We start from the raw sequence: 12596 nt of genomic DNA, 5'->3' as shown, positions 1-12596 counted from the left end.
ATGCCTACTCCACGCGTGTCTCGCCGGAAGAGTCCGCGCCGTCGTCGTCGGGCAGGCGCACGTCGTTGACCGCGACGTTGACCTCGACGACCTCCAGGCCCGTGATGCGCTCCACCGCGGCGATGACGTTCTCGCGCACGTCGTGGGCGACGTCGGTGATGGGCACGCCGTACTCGACGACGATGTCCAGGTCGATGGCCGTCTGCCGCTCGCCGACCTCGACCTTCACGCCGCGTCCGACGTTGGGGCGGCCGCCGGGGACGCGGTCGCGGACGGCGCCGAGGGTGCGGGAGAGGCCGCCGCCCATGTCGAAGACGCCGGGGATCTCGCGCGCGGCCATCCCGGCTATCTTCACCACCACGACGTCGGCGATGGAGGTCTTGCCGCGGGTCGCGGCCGGCTCGGCGGCGCCGGTGCGGCCCGTCACGGTGGTGCTGCCCGGCACGGTCTGGGTGGCGCCGGGGAAGCCCGTCCCCTCGCCGCCGGACGTGGCCGTCTTCGAAGTGATGTCCTGAGTCGCCATGAAGCCATCTCCTCGTCGTGGAAACCTTCGGGGGCCGGGTGCCCGGCCCAGCTCCTGTCTGACACACACGGATGCCGTTCGTTACGCGGGTCGGCCGGATTTCTCCTCCGGATCGCCCGCCCGCGTCGCGTAACACGGCAGGACGCCGCAGTGTCGTAGGAGTACGACCTGAGTGCCGCAACGGAGAGGAGCCGCGTGTGCCGGGGGACCGGGACGGCGAGCGGGAGGAAGCGGACGATTCCTCACGACGCGAGGACAGACTGCTGGCCGTACGGGCCTCGGAGGGCGACGAAGAGGCCTTCGAGGAGCTCGTGCGCCGCCATGTGCCCGCCCTGCTGCGGCTCGCGACCCGCCTCCTCGGCAGCCGCACGGAGGCCGAGGACGCCGTGCAGGAGTCCTTCGTGAGCGCCTGGCGCAAGCTGCCCGAGTTCCGCAAGGACGCGCAGTTCGGCACGTGGATGCACCGCATCGTCACCAACCGGTGCCTCAACCTGCTGCGGGCCCGCCGCCCCTCCGTGGACCTGGGCGAGGTGCCCGAGCCGCAGGCCCCCGAGCACGAGGCGTCGCCCTCCCGGGTGGCCGAGTCGCACGCCGCCGTGGCGGACCTCGGCCGGGCGATGGAGGGCCTCTCCCCCGAACAGCGCGTGTGCTGGGTGCTGCGCGAGCTGAACGGCCTCGCCTACGAAACCATCGCCGAGACGGTCGGCATCAGTCCGGAGGCGGTACGGGGCCGCGTCTTCAGGGCGCGGCGCTATCTCACGGAGGCGATGGCCGCATGGCGGTGAACGAGGAGCACGGGCCGGACCGGGAGATGACGGACGAACCGAACGAGCTGCTGCCCTGCGGCCGGGACGTGTGGAGCGTCTGGGAGCGCGCGGAGAACGGCGAGCCCGACCCGCACGCCGAGACCTGCCCGCACTGCGCCGAGGCGCTGAACACGCTGCGGCGCCTGGAGGACGTCGTCTCGGCCGCCCGCGAGAGCGACCCGGGGGAGCCGGAGCCCGACGCCGCCGCGCTGGTCGGCCGCGTCATGGACGTGGTGCGCCTCGAACTGCGGCCGGGCCGCACCCTGCCGCTGGGCGAGCGGGCGGAGGACGCGTGGATCGTGGAGGCCGCGGCGGCCCGTACCGTCCGCGCCGCCGCGGAGACCCTGCCGGGTGTACGGGCGGGCAGCTGCCGCATCGAGCCGCTCACCGGTGAGGACCGGGCGCTCCTCGGCCCCGCGCGCCGCTCGCGCGAGCCGGTGCGTGTACGGATCTCCGTGGCCGTGGCCCTCACCTGGAACCTCCAGGAGGTCGCGGAGCAGGTCCGCGACCGGGTCCTGGCGGCGGTGGACGAGGAGCTCGGGATGCGCGTCGCGACCGTCGACGTGACGATCGCCGATCTCACAGACGACACAGACGACACAGACGACACAGACGACACAGACGACACAGACGACCCCGACGACCCCCATGATCCCGACGCCACGCGCGACGGCGTGGAGAGGCGGCAGCCGTGACCGGACGACCCCCCTCCGCCGCGCTGACCGAGGCCGTACGGGAAGCGGTACTCGGCACCCCGGGCGTCGCCTTCCTGCGCCCGGGCGTGGCCGAACTCCTGCGCGCGTCCAACCCGCTGACCAGGACGGCGGGGGCCGCGGCCGCCCTCGGCACCTCGTCCCGCTCCTCGGGCGTACGGGTCACGGGCGGTGGCGGCGAACCCTGGAACGCCGACATCCGCGTGGTCCTGCGCCGGGGCCACCGCGCCCTGGACGTCACCCGCGCGGTGCGCGCCGCGGTGACCGAGGCCCTCCTCGGGCCGACCGGCGACGGCGAACCCCCGCGGGTCTCGGTGACGGTGACCGGCCGCGTGTAACCGTAGGGGTCGTACGGCTCGTACGGCTCGTACGCTCAGGCGAAGGTCACGTCGGCCGAGGTGCGGGCGAGCGGATTCTCCTCGGGCGTACGGGCGTTCATGTCCAGCATCGTCACGGTGACCGAGGCCTTGGTGCCCTTCGGGCCGGCCCCGGAGAACCCGCGCTCCCACGGGTGGGCGGTGGCGCTGCCGTCGCAGGACGCGGAGAACGTGTGCTGGATGGCGGTGTTCGCCGTGGACGTCTTCGGGACGGGCGTGCCGGGGATGCCCAGCCACTGGTAGAGGTTCTTCACCGTCTCGGTCTCGGCCGCCGTGAGCGGCCGCGTCTGCTGCGTCCGCAGCGCGATCCGCAGCCGTACGGAGCCGGTGAACCCCTCGCACGTGTATGTGCCCGAGAGGACCGCACGCGAGCCGTCCGCGCTGGTGCGGGCCGTGGTGTCGAGAGTGAGCGCGTGCCGCGGGGCCGCGCTCGCCGCACCGGGCGCCAGGGCCGTCAGTGCGGCCACCGTCGTCACGAGGATTGTCTTCACGCTTCGCTGCACCGCGGGGACCGGCCCTTCCGGGGGGAGACATGGCCACCCCATGGAACCCCGCCGCCCCCGGGCTTCCCGGTAGCCACACGGTGCCGTGCGCCGGACGGGCGGCTTCCTAGGCCGTCAGCGGGACACGGGCGACGATGCGTTTGCCGCCGCCGGGAAGGTGCGTCACGCGCACGTCGTCGGCGAGCCGGCGGACGGTGGGCCATCCGTGGCCGCCGCTCATGAGGAGGGCGGGGCGGGGGCGGGTCACCGGCATCTCGTCGCTGCCGTCCTCGACGGCGATCTCGACGTGCCCGGAGCGCACGCGGCACGTGAAGCCGCGCAGGCCGCCGGCGTGCCGGATCGCGTTGGTGACCAGTTCCGAGGTGACCAGGACGGCGTCGGTGAAGGCCATCTCATCGACGGGCTCGTCCCCCTCGCGCAGGACCGCGCGTACGGCGTCCCGGGCCGCGGCCGGGCTCTGGGGGCAGGTGAGGAGTGCGGCGTCCGGCCTGCTGACAGTGGTCACAGCGCATCACATCCACCGATCTCGTGGGGCTCGTCTCTTCCGGTTGCCCCGGGACGGTGCGAGCACACGCGTCGTACGAGCCATTCGCCCGAATAGGTAGGAAATGCACAAGGGCCGCCACGGTCATCCGTGGCGGCCGTCGCACGAGCCGAAGTGGTGGTGATCGTGGTTCCGGCGTACGAACGCCCACCACGCCGAGAGGTCCGTCAGACGACCGGGGGTGCCCGCCGAACGCGGCGGGCGGGTGACGCTGCCGGGGGGGGCGGGGAAGGCGCCGTCAACGATGTGCTGCGGGCCTTCCCCGGCGACGCCCCCCGGCCACGGCGGGGTGCGTGCGGATCAGTGGTTGGCGGTGCCGTTGCCCGAGAGCAGCGGGATGTCCTCCAGGATGTGCGACAGCGGCTCGTCGCCCTTGGCCTGGGTGGAGTTCTCGGTGCACTGCTGGTTCTGCGGGGCGGAGAGGACGTTGATGTCCTGGACCGCGATCGGCACCAGGCCGACGAGGGAACCGGCGTTGACCTTGGCCGGGAGGCCGATGCAGGGCTTGTTGAGCGAGCCCTGGACCAGGGACATCTGGGGGCTCATGTTGCCGTGCGTGGAGGAGTTGCCAAAGGTCTGCTCGGCGCCGTTGCCGCTGACCGAGGTGGTGCCCTGGTCGTCGCCGATGGCGAGGGCCTGCGGGGCGGTGGCGGCGGACATGCCGGCGACGGAAGCGGCGAGGGCGGCCGTCGCGAACAGCTTCTTCATGGTGTTGATGTTCCCTTCGAAGAGAGGCTCCGCATCGGAGCCGCATGACGATCAACTGACTGAGGGGGCAGCGGTTGCGGCCAGTGACCCGTTCAGAGCATTAATGTGCTGAACGCCAGGGCGGATGATCTCGCGTGCCGAATTTCCACGAACTCCCGTACGGGGAACGGCATATGGGCCATTCCGAACGGCAGTGCAGGCGGTTGAACGCGCCGGGTCCGTCGTTCGGACGATTCTCCATGCCGCCGGGGCCCTCGCCGCGTTGAACAGTCGTGACGAGGACATATGGCTGACCGCGCAGGGTCCTGGAAGCGGCTGGGCGTCATTCCGGTGAGCAGACAATCCCCGGAGAGCCGTACGGATCCCATCTATGAATCCCTGATCAGGAACTGGCGGGAGCAGGGAAAGACCCTTCCCGGGCGCCCCGATCCCGAATGGACGAGCCTGGTCGACCGCGATCCGTGGCCGCGTTACTGACCGCCCGCGCGGCCCCGCGGAAACAGCACAGGGGTAACAGCACAGGGGAAACAGCACAGTGGAAACAGCGCAGCGGGCCGCCATCGTGCAAATGGCGGCCCGCTGAACGGTGTTGAGGAATCAGTGGTTGTTCACACCGTTGCCGGAAAGGACCGGCAGGTCGCTCAGGATGTGCGACAGCGGCTCGTCGCCCTTGGCCTGCGTCGAGTTCTCGGTGCACTGCTGGTTCTGCGGCGCCGACAGGATCGGGATGTCCTGGACGGCGATCGGCACCAGGCCGACGAGGGAGCCGACGTTGGCCTTCGCGGGCAGGCCGATGCAGGGCTTGTTGAGCGAACCCTGGATGAGCGCCATCTGCGGGCTCATGTTTCCGTACGTGGCGGAGTTGCCGAACGACTGCATGGCGTTGTTGCCGCTCATGGTCTCGGTGCCACCGTCGTTGCCGATGGCGAGCGCCGTGGGGGCCGCGGCAGCCGACATGCCGACGACGGAAGCCGTGACCGCGGCAGCGGTCATAACCTTCTTCAGCACAGGTTTTCCCTTCTGAGTGAGCCCCGTCCAAGGAGCAACCTGAGCAACTGCCGCGGCGGTGAGTAGTTGCTGGAGTTCACTCCGATGGCCCATTGCCAAGCGCGGCACCCGCCGTCCGTGTGTTCCGGGTATATCGAGTCGGGCGGTTGGCCCTGCGGTGCAGATGAAGGAAGGACAGCCGGGTCAGCGTCTCGGCCGTCGTCGCGGCGGGCCCCGGCGCCCGCCCGCCGGACTCCGCGAGGAGGTCCGTGTCCTCGGCGTCGATGCGCCACGACAGGCTGCCGGCCGCCGTGTCGACCTGGACCGCGCGCCCGCCGGCCGGGTCCGGGGCCCCGAGGCTCCCGCCGTGCAGCCGCCATACGTAGGAGACGAGCGCCGCACGCTCCCGGCGCACCCGCGCGAGCTCCTGGTGCACCGTCGCCAGGCGTGCCACCAGCCGCAGTTCCCGGTCGCTCCACGGCGCCGAGGAAAGGGAACGGGAATCGGCGGGCTTGCATTTCACACGTTTCATGAATTCCTTCCAGGACCGGCCGGATGATCTGAGGATAATCCGACCTTCATGCCGAACGGGGGTGAGACGCGCGGCGTACGCCCCGGCAGCACGGCGACAACGGAAAGATCCGATGGAGTGAACGACCGGAACCAAACGTGGCAGGGCGAGTTGAACAGCTCGCAGTAACCTGAGCGTCCGCCAGAAAAGGAACATCAAATGCTCAAGAAGGCAATGGCAGCGGCCGCGGTCGCCGTCTCCGTCGTTGGTATTTCTGCTGCCGCTTCGCCTGCCGCGATGGCCATCGGTGACGACGGCGGCACCCAGTCGCTGAGCGGCAACGGCGCCAAGCAGTCGTTCGGCAACTCCGCCATCAAGGGCAACATGAGCCCGCAGCTGACGGCGGTCCAGGGCTCGCTCAACAAGCCCTGCATCGGCCTCCCGGTCAAGGCCAACGTCGGCGCCCTCGTCGGCCTGGTGCCGATCGCCGTCCAGGACATCCCGATCCTGTCGGCGCCGCAGAACCAGCAGTGCACCGAGAACTCGACGCAGGCCAAGGGCGACGAGCCGCTGTCGCACATCCTGAGCGACATTCCGGCGCTCTCCGGCAACGGCGTGAACAACGGCTGATCTGCCGCACTGCCGAGTCAGCTCGGGCCGCCCGTTCTCCTTCCTCCGCGGGTGGCCCGGGCTTTCTCATGTCGGGGCGCAACATGCCTTCATGCGGGGGCAATTCGGTAGGGGTCGCATTCGAGTGAACTTCCGAGGGGTGTCAACTTCGCGGTTTCTTCTGCCCCTATCGCTCGTTAAGTAGAGCTCAGGTCACGGTGCGGGAACAGGAACTGCCCGCCCGGTCTCGGCCGGCGTTTAGACGTGACCCGAAAGAAGGGAAAAGCTGTGAAGCTCAAGAAGAGCGCAACGATCATCGCCGGTGCCGTCATGGCGCTGGGCCTGGGCGCCCCGGCGTTCGCCGACGCCGGTGCCGAGGGCGCGGCCGTCGGTTCCCCGGGCGTTCTCTCCGGCAACGTCGTGCAGGTTCCCGTCCACGTTCCCGTCAACGTGTGCGGCAACACCGTCGACGTCATCGGTCTGCTGAACCCGGCGTTCGGCAACCAGTGCGCCAACGACTGACGTAACGGCCCAGCTGCTTCTGCTGTGCCCAGCCGGCCCTGGCATCCCTCCCGGGGCCAGGGCCGGCTCCCCATCGGACAGAGAAAGACCACTAGATTGCGACAGGCCCTCAGCAAAGGAATGCTCTCCGCCGCGGCCGCCACGAGCATCCTGTCCCTGTCCGGCACCCACGCGTTCGCCGCTTCCGAAGCGAACGGGCAGGCGTTGGACTCGCCAGGCTTCTTGTCGGGCAACAGCGTGTCGGCCCCGGTCGACGTACCGGTGAACGCGTGCGGCAACTCGGTCGACGCCGCCGCGGGACTCAATCCGGCGTTCGGCAACTCGTGCGCCTCGTACTACGCCCGCTCCGCCTACTCCCCCCCGGCCATGCCGAGCCCCGCCCCGCCGGCCCCGGCGCCGCAGGCCCACGCTCCGCAGAGCCACCCCGCGCCCGCCGCGCACCACCACGAGCACCGTCCCGCGGCGCAGCACCACGAGCCGCGCCACGAGCAGGCTCACCCCGTGCGCGAGCACGAGCCGAGCCACGCGGCGCCGAAGCCGAAGCACGAGCCGAAGCACGAGCCCAAGCACGAGGCGAGCCACCCCGCGCCGAAGCACGAGCACCGTCCCGCGGCGCAGCACCACGAGCCGCGCCACGAGCCGGCCCACCCGGTGCACAAGCACGAGCCGCGGCACGCCGCCCCGAAGCCCAAGCACGAGCCGAAGCACGAGCCCAGGCACGAGCCGAGCCACACCGCGCCCGCGCCCAAGCACGAGCCGGCGCACCCCGTGCAGAAGCACGAGCCGCGGCACGCCGCGCCGAAGCCGAAGCACGAGGCCGCGCCCGCGCCCCACAAGGCGCCGGAGCGGACCCGGCACGAGGGGTACGGCAGCGACGACACCCGGAGCGAGCACAGCAGGGGCGAGCACGGCAGGGGCGAGCACACGGGGAGCGGTTCCACCGCGCAGGGCCACTCCGCCAACTCGCCGGGCGTGCTGGGCGGCAACAACGCCAAGGCCCCCGCGGATGTCCCGGTCCAGGCCTGCGGCAACACCGCCGGTGTCATCGGGCTCCTGTCGCCCGCCATGGGCAACAAGTGCCCGGGCGGGGACCAGGGCCACCCCCGCCACGAGGAGCCGCGCCACCACCACGCCCCGCGGCACCACGACGCCCCGCGCCACCACACCGCGGCGCCGCCCGTCGCCCACACGCCGGAGGCCCCCGGCCCGCGGCCCCGGGCGATGCCCTCCGTGCCCCGCCCCGTGACGCCGGGCGACGACCGGGTCGTCACGCACCGGGCGCCGGCCCCCGCGCCCCACCACATGCAGCACGGCACGCGCGCCGACCGGCCGGTCCAGGTGGCCGGCGCGCAGGAGCAGCTGGCCGAGACCGGTGCGGACTCCTCGCTGCTCGGCGGGGCCGCCGCCAGCATGGGACTGCTGCTCGGCGGAGCGATCCTCTACCGTCGCGGACTCACCGGTTCCCGGCGATGACGGTGACCCCGTGAATCCGTGAATCCGTGCGCCGAATTCCCCGTAACCCGCTGTGGGTTACGGGGAATTCGTCGTTCCGGGCACAGCAGTGCGCCGACAGGAATGCTCCGAGGAGCGGATTTCCTGCCGGCGCATAAGGAGGTGGCGATCAGCCCTGCGGTGGTGTCGCGCCCTCACGGCATTGATGCCGGCGGCTGTCGGGGAGCGACCCGGGAGCTGTCCCAATCAAGCGTTTTCAGTGCACCACCGGATGCCCCGCGGCGGAAGTGCGGTTCACCCGTTCGCCCGCCCTGTCACTCAGAAGAGCGGCCGGACCACACCGGCTCGGCACACGGCTGGGACTGCGCGGGAAAGGCGGCGTGCCGACCGCTCCGTACGTGCCGTTCCACGCCCCGCACCAGACGCTCCGCGGTGAACGCCGCCCCGTACACGAAGCGCATGGCGGGGCCGAAGCTCGACGCGGTCGTCAGGCCGGCCAGGAAGAGTCCGGGGCACGAGGTCTCGAAGCGGTCGCCGACGTACGGGGTGCCGTCGGTGAGGGAGCGCAGGCGGGCGTGGAGCTCGGGGGCGAGGACGGTGAGGCGGTCGGTGCTCGCGCGAAAGCCGGTGGCGGCGATGACGTGGTCCGTCGTGAAGCGGAGCTCCTCGCCGGTGCAGGTGGCGGCACGGATCCGGACGCGGCCGCCGATGGGTTCGGCGGACTCGACGTGGTGGCCGACGCGCACGTCGACGGCGCGTTCCACGCGTTCCCTGATCCACCACGCCCCGGCCGGGCCCAGCGCGTCGGCGGCGGCCCGGGCGCGGGACGGCTCGGGGAGCCGCCGGAAGAGGCCGGGGGTGCGCGCGTAGAAGGTGTTGCGCCAGCCGCAGCCGAGGCCGGTGTGCGGGGCGCGCAGCGACTCCCGCCAGGGGCGCCGCAGGGGCGGGGGCAGGGTGTTCCAGTTGACGCGGGAGGAGCGGGCGAGGACGCGGACGCGGGTGCCCTGTTCGGCGAGCAGGGCCGCGGTCTCCAGGGCCGCCTGGCCCGCGCCGAGCACCGTCACGTCCTGTCCCGCGAAGCGCCGCAGGTCGGCGTGGTGGCTGCTGTGCGACACGTGGGCGTCGCCCAGTCCCCGTACGGCCGCGGGGATTTCGGTGAAGGGCAGCACGCCCACCGCGAGGGCCACGGCTCGCGCGCGGCAGACCTCGCCGTCCTCGGTCCTGGCCTCGTAGCCACCGCCGGGGGCGGGGCGGACGCCGCCGATGAGGCGCTGGTCGACCGGGGGCGCGGCCCGCTCGGCGAACCACAGGCCGTAGGACGCGAAGTGCTCGATGGGCAGCGGCCTGCCGTGTTCGGCGGGCAGGCCCTCGCGGGCGCAGAAGGCGGCGAGGCCGTAGCGGCCCGCGGGGTCCGACAGGTCGGAGGCCCACGGCTCCGACTTGAGGAACATGCCGCGCGGCATGTTCTCCCGCCAGGACGCCATGGTCCGGCCGAAGATCCGTACGTCGAGGCCGGCCGCGGCGGCGTGCGAGGCGATCGACAGGCCGTAGGGGCCCGCGCCGACGATCAGCAGGTCATGCATCGGTGACCGCTCGCTCTCTGCCGGCCTGGCCGGGCAGGACGGCGGGCGCGTGGTCCCGCGCCCGGCTCGACAGGGACGTCAGGATCGTGCGGGCGCGGCGGCCGAGGCCTTCGCGCAGCCGTCGCACCAGGTGGCGGCGCCACTGCCGGCGCAGGGCCGTGCCGGGTGCGGGGTCGTCGCCGGCGTGCCAGGCGAGTTCGCCGGCGGGGGAGGGCGTGCGCTGTCCGGGCAGGTGCACGGGCAGGGAGAGCAGGCGCAGGGCGGTCAGCGGGGCGTAGTTCTCGACCACGAAGGCGCGGCCGGGAAGCGGCTGTGGGGGCGGTACGGGGCGGTGGGTCAGGTCGAGGTGCAGGGCGCGGACGACGTCGGTGCCCGCGCCGTCGGTGAAGAGCCGGAACTGGGCGCCGGGGCGCGGGTTGAAGTCGATGAGGTGGTAGTCGCCGGTGGTGGCGTCCCTGCGGAAGTCGAGGTCGAAGATCCCGCGGTACTCCAGGGCCGACACCACCTGTGCGGCGGCGGCCCGCAGCGCGGGGTCGGCGGACCACTCGCCGCTCACCGTCAGGCCCGCCGCGCGCGGCCAGGAGCGGTGCTTGCGGCCCGTACCACCACCGCGTACGACGCCGTCCCGGCCCGCGCAGCCGTGCACGAACCAGTCGGCCCCGCGGGCCCCGGGCACGAACGCCTGGAGCAGCAGCGGGCTGCCGGCCTCGGCCCGGCGTTCGAACAGCGCGGCCGCCTCGTGCGGGGAGCCGATGACGGTGGTGCTGCGCAGCCCGGTGTCGCGGGGCAGCAGCCAGGGGCGGCTCCACTTCGCCACGGTGGGGGAGCCGAGCCGGTGCACGGCGCCGGCGGCCTCCGCGGCGGACTCCGGGGCCAGCGTCGTCGGATGGGCCACGCCGGCCAGCGCGCAGACCTCGGCCAGGGACGCCTTGTCGGCCACGCGTTCGGCCACGCCCGCGGCCGTCCGCGGCAGCAGGAACCGGTCGGAGAGCTCCCCGTACAGGGCACCGACCGCGAGGGCCCCCGCGTCGTCCAGGGGGATCAGGACGGCGGGCCCGGCCAGGCGGTGCGCGACCCGGCGGAGCACGGCGGCCACCTCGGCGAGGGAGGCGCCCGGGGCGGGTGGGGCGTGCATCCGGTGCAGGTACCGCGAGCGCCGTACGGGGCTCGCGTGGTCGTCGGCGACGAGGTGGACCTCGATGCCGGCGCGGCCGAGGGAGCGCACGGCGCCGAGGGTTCCGTGGTGAAAGGGATTCCTGTCGATCCGCAACAGGACCGCAGGAATGCGGGTGTCCAGAGGGGGCTGCAATGTCACTCTCGCTGGTCGGTCACCCATGCGGGCGATGTGGGGAAAGGCAGGATTAGAAACTCGATTGGCGCAATAGAAATACATATGACGAGGTGTCAGTGAAGTTCAGCGAAGTGCGGTCGGAAAACGAGGTGCAGATATGTCCCCACGGCGTCGTCAGCGCGGTAAACGTGTCGCCTTCATCGCTGCCGGGATCGTCTCGTCGGTGGCCCTGGCATCCGTGCCCGGACACACGGTGGGTGTCGTGCGCGACACCGACCCGCCGGGCCCGGCGCCCGCGGTGCCCGCCGCTCCGGCCACCCCGGCACCCGCGGCCGAGGCCCCGGTCCCCGCCGCATCGGCCGACCCCCCGGTCCCGGCGGCCCCAGCCGTCCCGCCCGCCCCCGCCGCGCCCACCGGGAGCCCGCCGGCCGCGCAGAAGGGGCCCGCCTTCGGCGCGTACCTCGACTACGGCCCGCGCGGCGTCGAGCGCATGAAGGCGCTCAGCCGCTGGCTGGGCGGGGCCGAACTGCGGGTCGGTCACACCTATCTCCCGGGAGATCGCTGGAGCAACATCGAGGGCGCCCCGAACTTCCTGGAGAAGTGGGCCGAGTGGCGCAAGGGCAAGGACGACCGGCTCTTCGTCCTCAACGTCCCGATGCTCGAACGCAACGAGGAAGGCGTCGGTGACGGCGAGGTCACCCGGTTGCTGCGGCAGGGTGCGGCCGGCGACTTCGACGAGCACTTCCGCACCCTCGGCAAGCGCCTGGTGGACCTGGGCGTGCCGGACACGGTGATCGTGCTGGGCTGGGAGATGAACGGCACGACCTACACCCATCGCTGTGGCCCGGACCCGGAGTCCTGGAAGAAGTACTGGAACAGAGCGGTCACCGCGATGCGTTCGGTGCCGGGGCAGAAGTTCCGGTTCGACTTCACGCCGAGCAGGGGGCGGGACGCCGTGCCCTGGACCCAGTGCTATCCCGGCGACGACGTCGTCGACATCATTGGCATGGACTCCTACGACCAGCCGCGCGGCATGTCGTTCGACGAGCAGATCAAGGAGCCGTACGGCCTCCAGGAGCACATCGACTTCGCGGCGGCCCACAAGAAGCCCGTCTCGTACCCGGAGTGGGGGCTCTTCCGCAACGGCGACAACGAGCAGTACATGCGCCGCATGCTGAAGTGGATCGACGAGAAGAAGCCGCTGTACAACACCCTCACCGACTACTGCCCGCACGGCGTGTGGCAGTGCCGGAGCAACCCCGACGCCTCGAAGGTCTACCGCGAGCTGCTCTCCGGCCGTGAGGCGCTGCCGACCGATCCGACGGGGCCGACGCCGCCCGGGAAGCCGCCGGGCTGTTCGCCGGTGGACCTCGGCGCGTGGGTCGAGCAGTGGATGGGCGGCAAGCTGTGTCTGCGCTTCGACTGGTGGAAGGCGCCGCGGCGCTCCTGAGGCGCGGGCCCGCCGCG

General features: G+C 72.2%; 15 protein-coding genes. 7 read left to right on the top strand and 8 right to left on the bottom strand.

Annotated features, from left to right (window positions below):
• Positions 1-4 precede the first annotated feature (4 nt).
• On the bottom strand, positions 5-523 hold the full coding sequence (locus ACFYO9_RS27045) for an Asp23/Gls24 family envelope stress response protein (RefSeq protein ID WP_358709930.1): 519 nt from the start codon (positions 521-523) through the stop codon (positions 5-7).
• A gap of 260 nt (positions 524-783) precedes the next feature.
• On the opposite strand from ACFYO9_RS27045, the gene ACFYO9_RS27040 reads away from it, so the two are divergent.
• Genes ACFYO9_RS27040 through ACFYO9_RS27030 form a run of 3 tightly spaced genes read left to right on the top strand, consistent with a single transcriptional unit; the run spans position 784 to position 2380 of the window.
• Positions 784-1308: an RNA polymerase sigma factor gene (locus ACFYO9_RS27040; RefSeq protein WP_388666657.1), complete on the top strand. Its 525-nt coding sequence runs from the start codon at positions 784-786 to the stop codon at positions 1306-1308.
• Positions 1299-2024, top strand: a complete 726-nt coding sequence (locus tag ACFYO9_RS27035; RefSeq protein ID WP_358777233.1) for an Asp23/Gls24 family envelope stress response protein — start codon at positions 1299-1301, stop codon at positions 2022-2024. The genes ACFYO9_RS27040 and ACFYO9_RS27035 overlap by 10 nt, the downstream gene beginning before the upstream one ends.
• Positions 2021-2380 (top strand): Asp23/Gls24 family envelope stress response protein, encoded by a 360-nt coding sequence (locus ACFYO9_RS27030; protein WP_358709928.1) that lies wholly within the window; start codon positions 2021-2023, stop codon positions 2378-2380. The genes ACFYO9_RS27035 and ACFYO9_RS27030 overlap by 4 nt, the downstream gene beginning before the upstream one ends.
• 35 nt (positions 2381-2415) lie before the next feature.
• Here the strand turns inward: ACFYO9_RS27030 and ACFYO9_RS27025 are convergent, their stop codons facing one another.
• The 5 genes from ACFYO9_RS27025 to ACFYO9_RS27005 all read right to left on the bottom strand — a co-directional run bounded on the left by ACFYO9_RS27025 (position 2416) and on the right by ACFYO9_RS27005 (position 5693).
• A complete protein-coding gene (locus tag ACFYO9_RS27025) occupies positions 2416-2910 on the bottom strand; it encodes a hypothetical protein (RefSeq protein WP_358777234.1) in 495 nt (164 codons plus the stop codon).
• Positions 2911-3028: 118 nt separating this feature from the next.
• Positions 3029-3427, bottom strand: a complete 399-nt coding sequence (locus tag ACFYO9_RS27020; protein ID WP_358777235.1) for an ATP-binding protein — start codon at positions 3425-3427, stop codon at positions 3029-3031.
• Between the two features lie 339 nt (positions 3428-3766).
• On the bottom strand, positions 3767-4174 hold the full coding sequence (locus ACFYO9_RS27015; RefSeq protein ID WP_355810763.1) for a rodlin: 408 nt from the start codon (positions 4172-4174) through the stop codon (positions 3767-3769).
• 597 nt (positions 4175-4771) lie between these two features.
• Complete coding sequence (locus tag ACFYO9_RS27010) at positions 4772-5182, bottom strand: rodlin (RefSeq protein WP_355810766.1); 411 nt, start codon at positions 5180-5182, stop codon at positions 4772-4774.
• A gap of 76 nt (positions 5183-5258) precedes the next feature.
• Positions 5259-5693 carry a hypothetical protein gene (locus ACFYO9_RS27005; protein WP_358777236.1) on the bottom strand — a complete coding sequence of 145 codons (435 nt, stop codon included), beginning with the start codon at positions 5691-5693 and terminating at the stop codon, positions 5259-5261.
• A gap of 198 nt (positions 5694-5891) precedes the next feature.
• Between ACFYO9_RS27005 and ACFYO9_RS27000 the strand changes: the two genes are divergently transcribed.
• From ACFYO9_RS27000 to ACFYO9_RS26990, 3 genes are all read left to right on the top strand, one after another.
• Complete coding sequence (locus ACFYO9_RS27000; protein WP_355810772.1) at positions 5892-6302, top strand: rodlin; 411 nt, start codon at positions 5892-5894, stop codon at positions 6300-6302.
• Between the two features lie 309 nt (positions 6303-6611).
• Positions 6612-6803: a chaplin gene (locus tag ACFYO9_RS26995; RefSeq protein ID WP_355811368.1), complete on the top strand. Its 192-nt coding sequence runs from the start codon at positions 6612-6614 to the stop codon at positions 6801-6803.
• Between the two features lie 120 nt (positions 6804-6923).
• Positions 6924-8276, top strand: coding sequence for a chaplin family protein (locus tag ACFYO9_RS26990; protein ID WP_358777237.1), 1353 nt, complete (start codon positions 6924-6926; stop codon positions 8274-8276).
• 293 nt (positions 8277-8569) lie between these two features.
• Here ACFYO9_RS26990 and ACFYO9_RS26985 read toward each other — a convergent pair whose 3' ends face one another.
• Both ACFYO9_RS26985 and ACFYO9_RS26980 read right to left on the bottom strand, forming a co-directional pair.
• Positions 8570-9838, bottom strand: coding sequence for an FAD-dependent oxidoreductase (locus ACFYO9_RS26985; protein ID WP_358777238.1), 1269 nt, complete (start codon positions 9836-9838; stop codon positions 8570-8572).
• Entirely contained in the window at positions 9831-11174 is a 1344-nt protein-coding gene (locus ACFYO9_RS26980; protein ID WP_358777239.1) for an ATP-grasp domain-containing protein, read from the bottom strand. The genes ACFYO9_RS26985 and ACFYO9_RS26980 overlap by 8 nt, the downstream gene beginning before the upstream one ends.
• Positions 11175-11286: 112 nt before the next feature.
• On the opposite strand from ACFYO9_RS26980, the gene ACFYO9_RS26975 reads away from it, so the two are divergent.
• Entirely contained in the window at positions 11287-12579 is a 1293-nt protein-coding gene (locus tag ACFYO9_RS26975) for a glycosyl hydrolase (protein WP_358777240.1), read from the top strand.
• The last annotated feature ends 17 nt before the right edge of the window (positions 12580-12596 follow it).

The sequence above is a fragment of the Streptomyces sp. NPDC005863 genome, assembly GCF_042871345.1.
Taxonomy (GTDB): domain Bacteria; phylum Actinomycetota; class Actinomycetes; order Streptomycetales; family Streptomycetaceae; genus Streptomyces.
The sequence above is the reverse complement of the archived record's forward strand: the minus strand, read 5'-3'. Positions and strand labels throughout refer to the sequence as shown.

Coding starts and splice junctions, on each gene's coding strand:
- ACFYO9_RS27035 (WP_358777233.1), top strand. CDS start 1,299: ATGGCGGTGAACGAGGAGCACGGGCCGGACCGGGAGATGACGGACGAA.
- ACFYO9_RS26985 (WP_358777238.1), bottom strand. CDS start 9,838: ATGCATGACCTGCTGATCGTCGGCGCGGGCCCCTACGGCCTGTCGATC.
- ACFYO9_RS26990 (WP_358777237.1), top strand. CDS start 6,924: ATGCTCTCCGCCGCGGCCGCCACGAGCATCCTGTCCCTGTCCGGCACC.
- ACFYO9_RS27005 (WP_358777236.1), bottom strand. CDS start 5,693: ATGAAACGTGTGAAATGCAAGCCCGCCGATTCCCGTTCCCTTTCCTCG.
- ACFYO9_RS27000 (WP_355810772.1), top strand. CDS start 5,892: ATGCTCAAGAAGGCAATGGCAGCGGCCGCGGTCGCCGTCTCCGTCGTT.
- ACFYO9_RS27045 (WP_358709930.1), bottom strand. CDS start 523: ATGGCGACTCAGGACATCACTTCGAAGACGGCCACGTCCGGCGGCGAG.
- ACFYO9_RS26975 (WP_358777240.1), top strand. CDS start 11,287: ATGTCCCCACGGCGTCGTCAGCGCGGTAAACGTGTCGCCTTCATCGCT.
- ACFYO9_RS26980 (WP_358777239.1), bottom strand. CDS start 11,174: ATGGGTGACCGACCAGCGAGAGTGACATTGCAGCCCCCTCTGGACACC.
- ACFYO9_RS27015 (WP_355810763.1), bottom strand. CDS start 4,174: ATGAAGAAGCTGTTCGCGACGGCCGCCCTCGCCGCTTCCGTCGCCGGC.
- ACFYO9_RS26995 (WP_355811368.1), top strand. CDS start 6,612: ATGGCGCTGGGCCTGGGCGCCCCGGCGTTCGCCGACGCCGGTGCCGAG.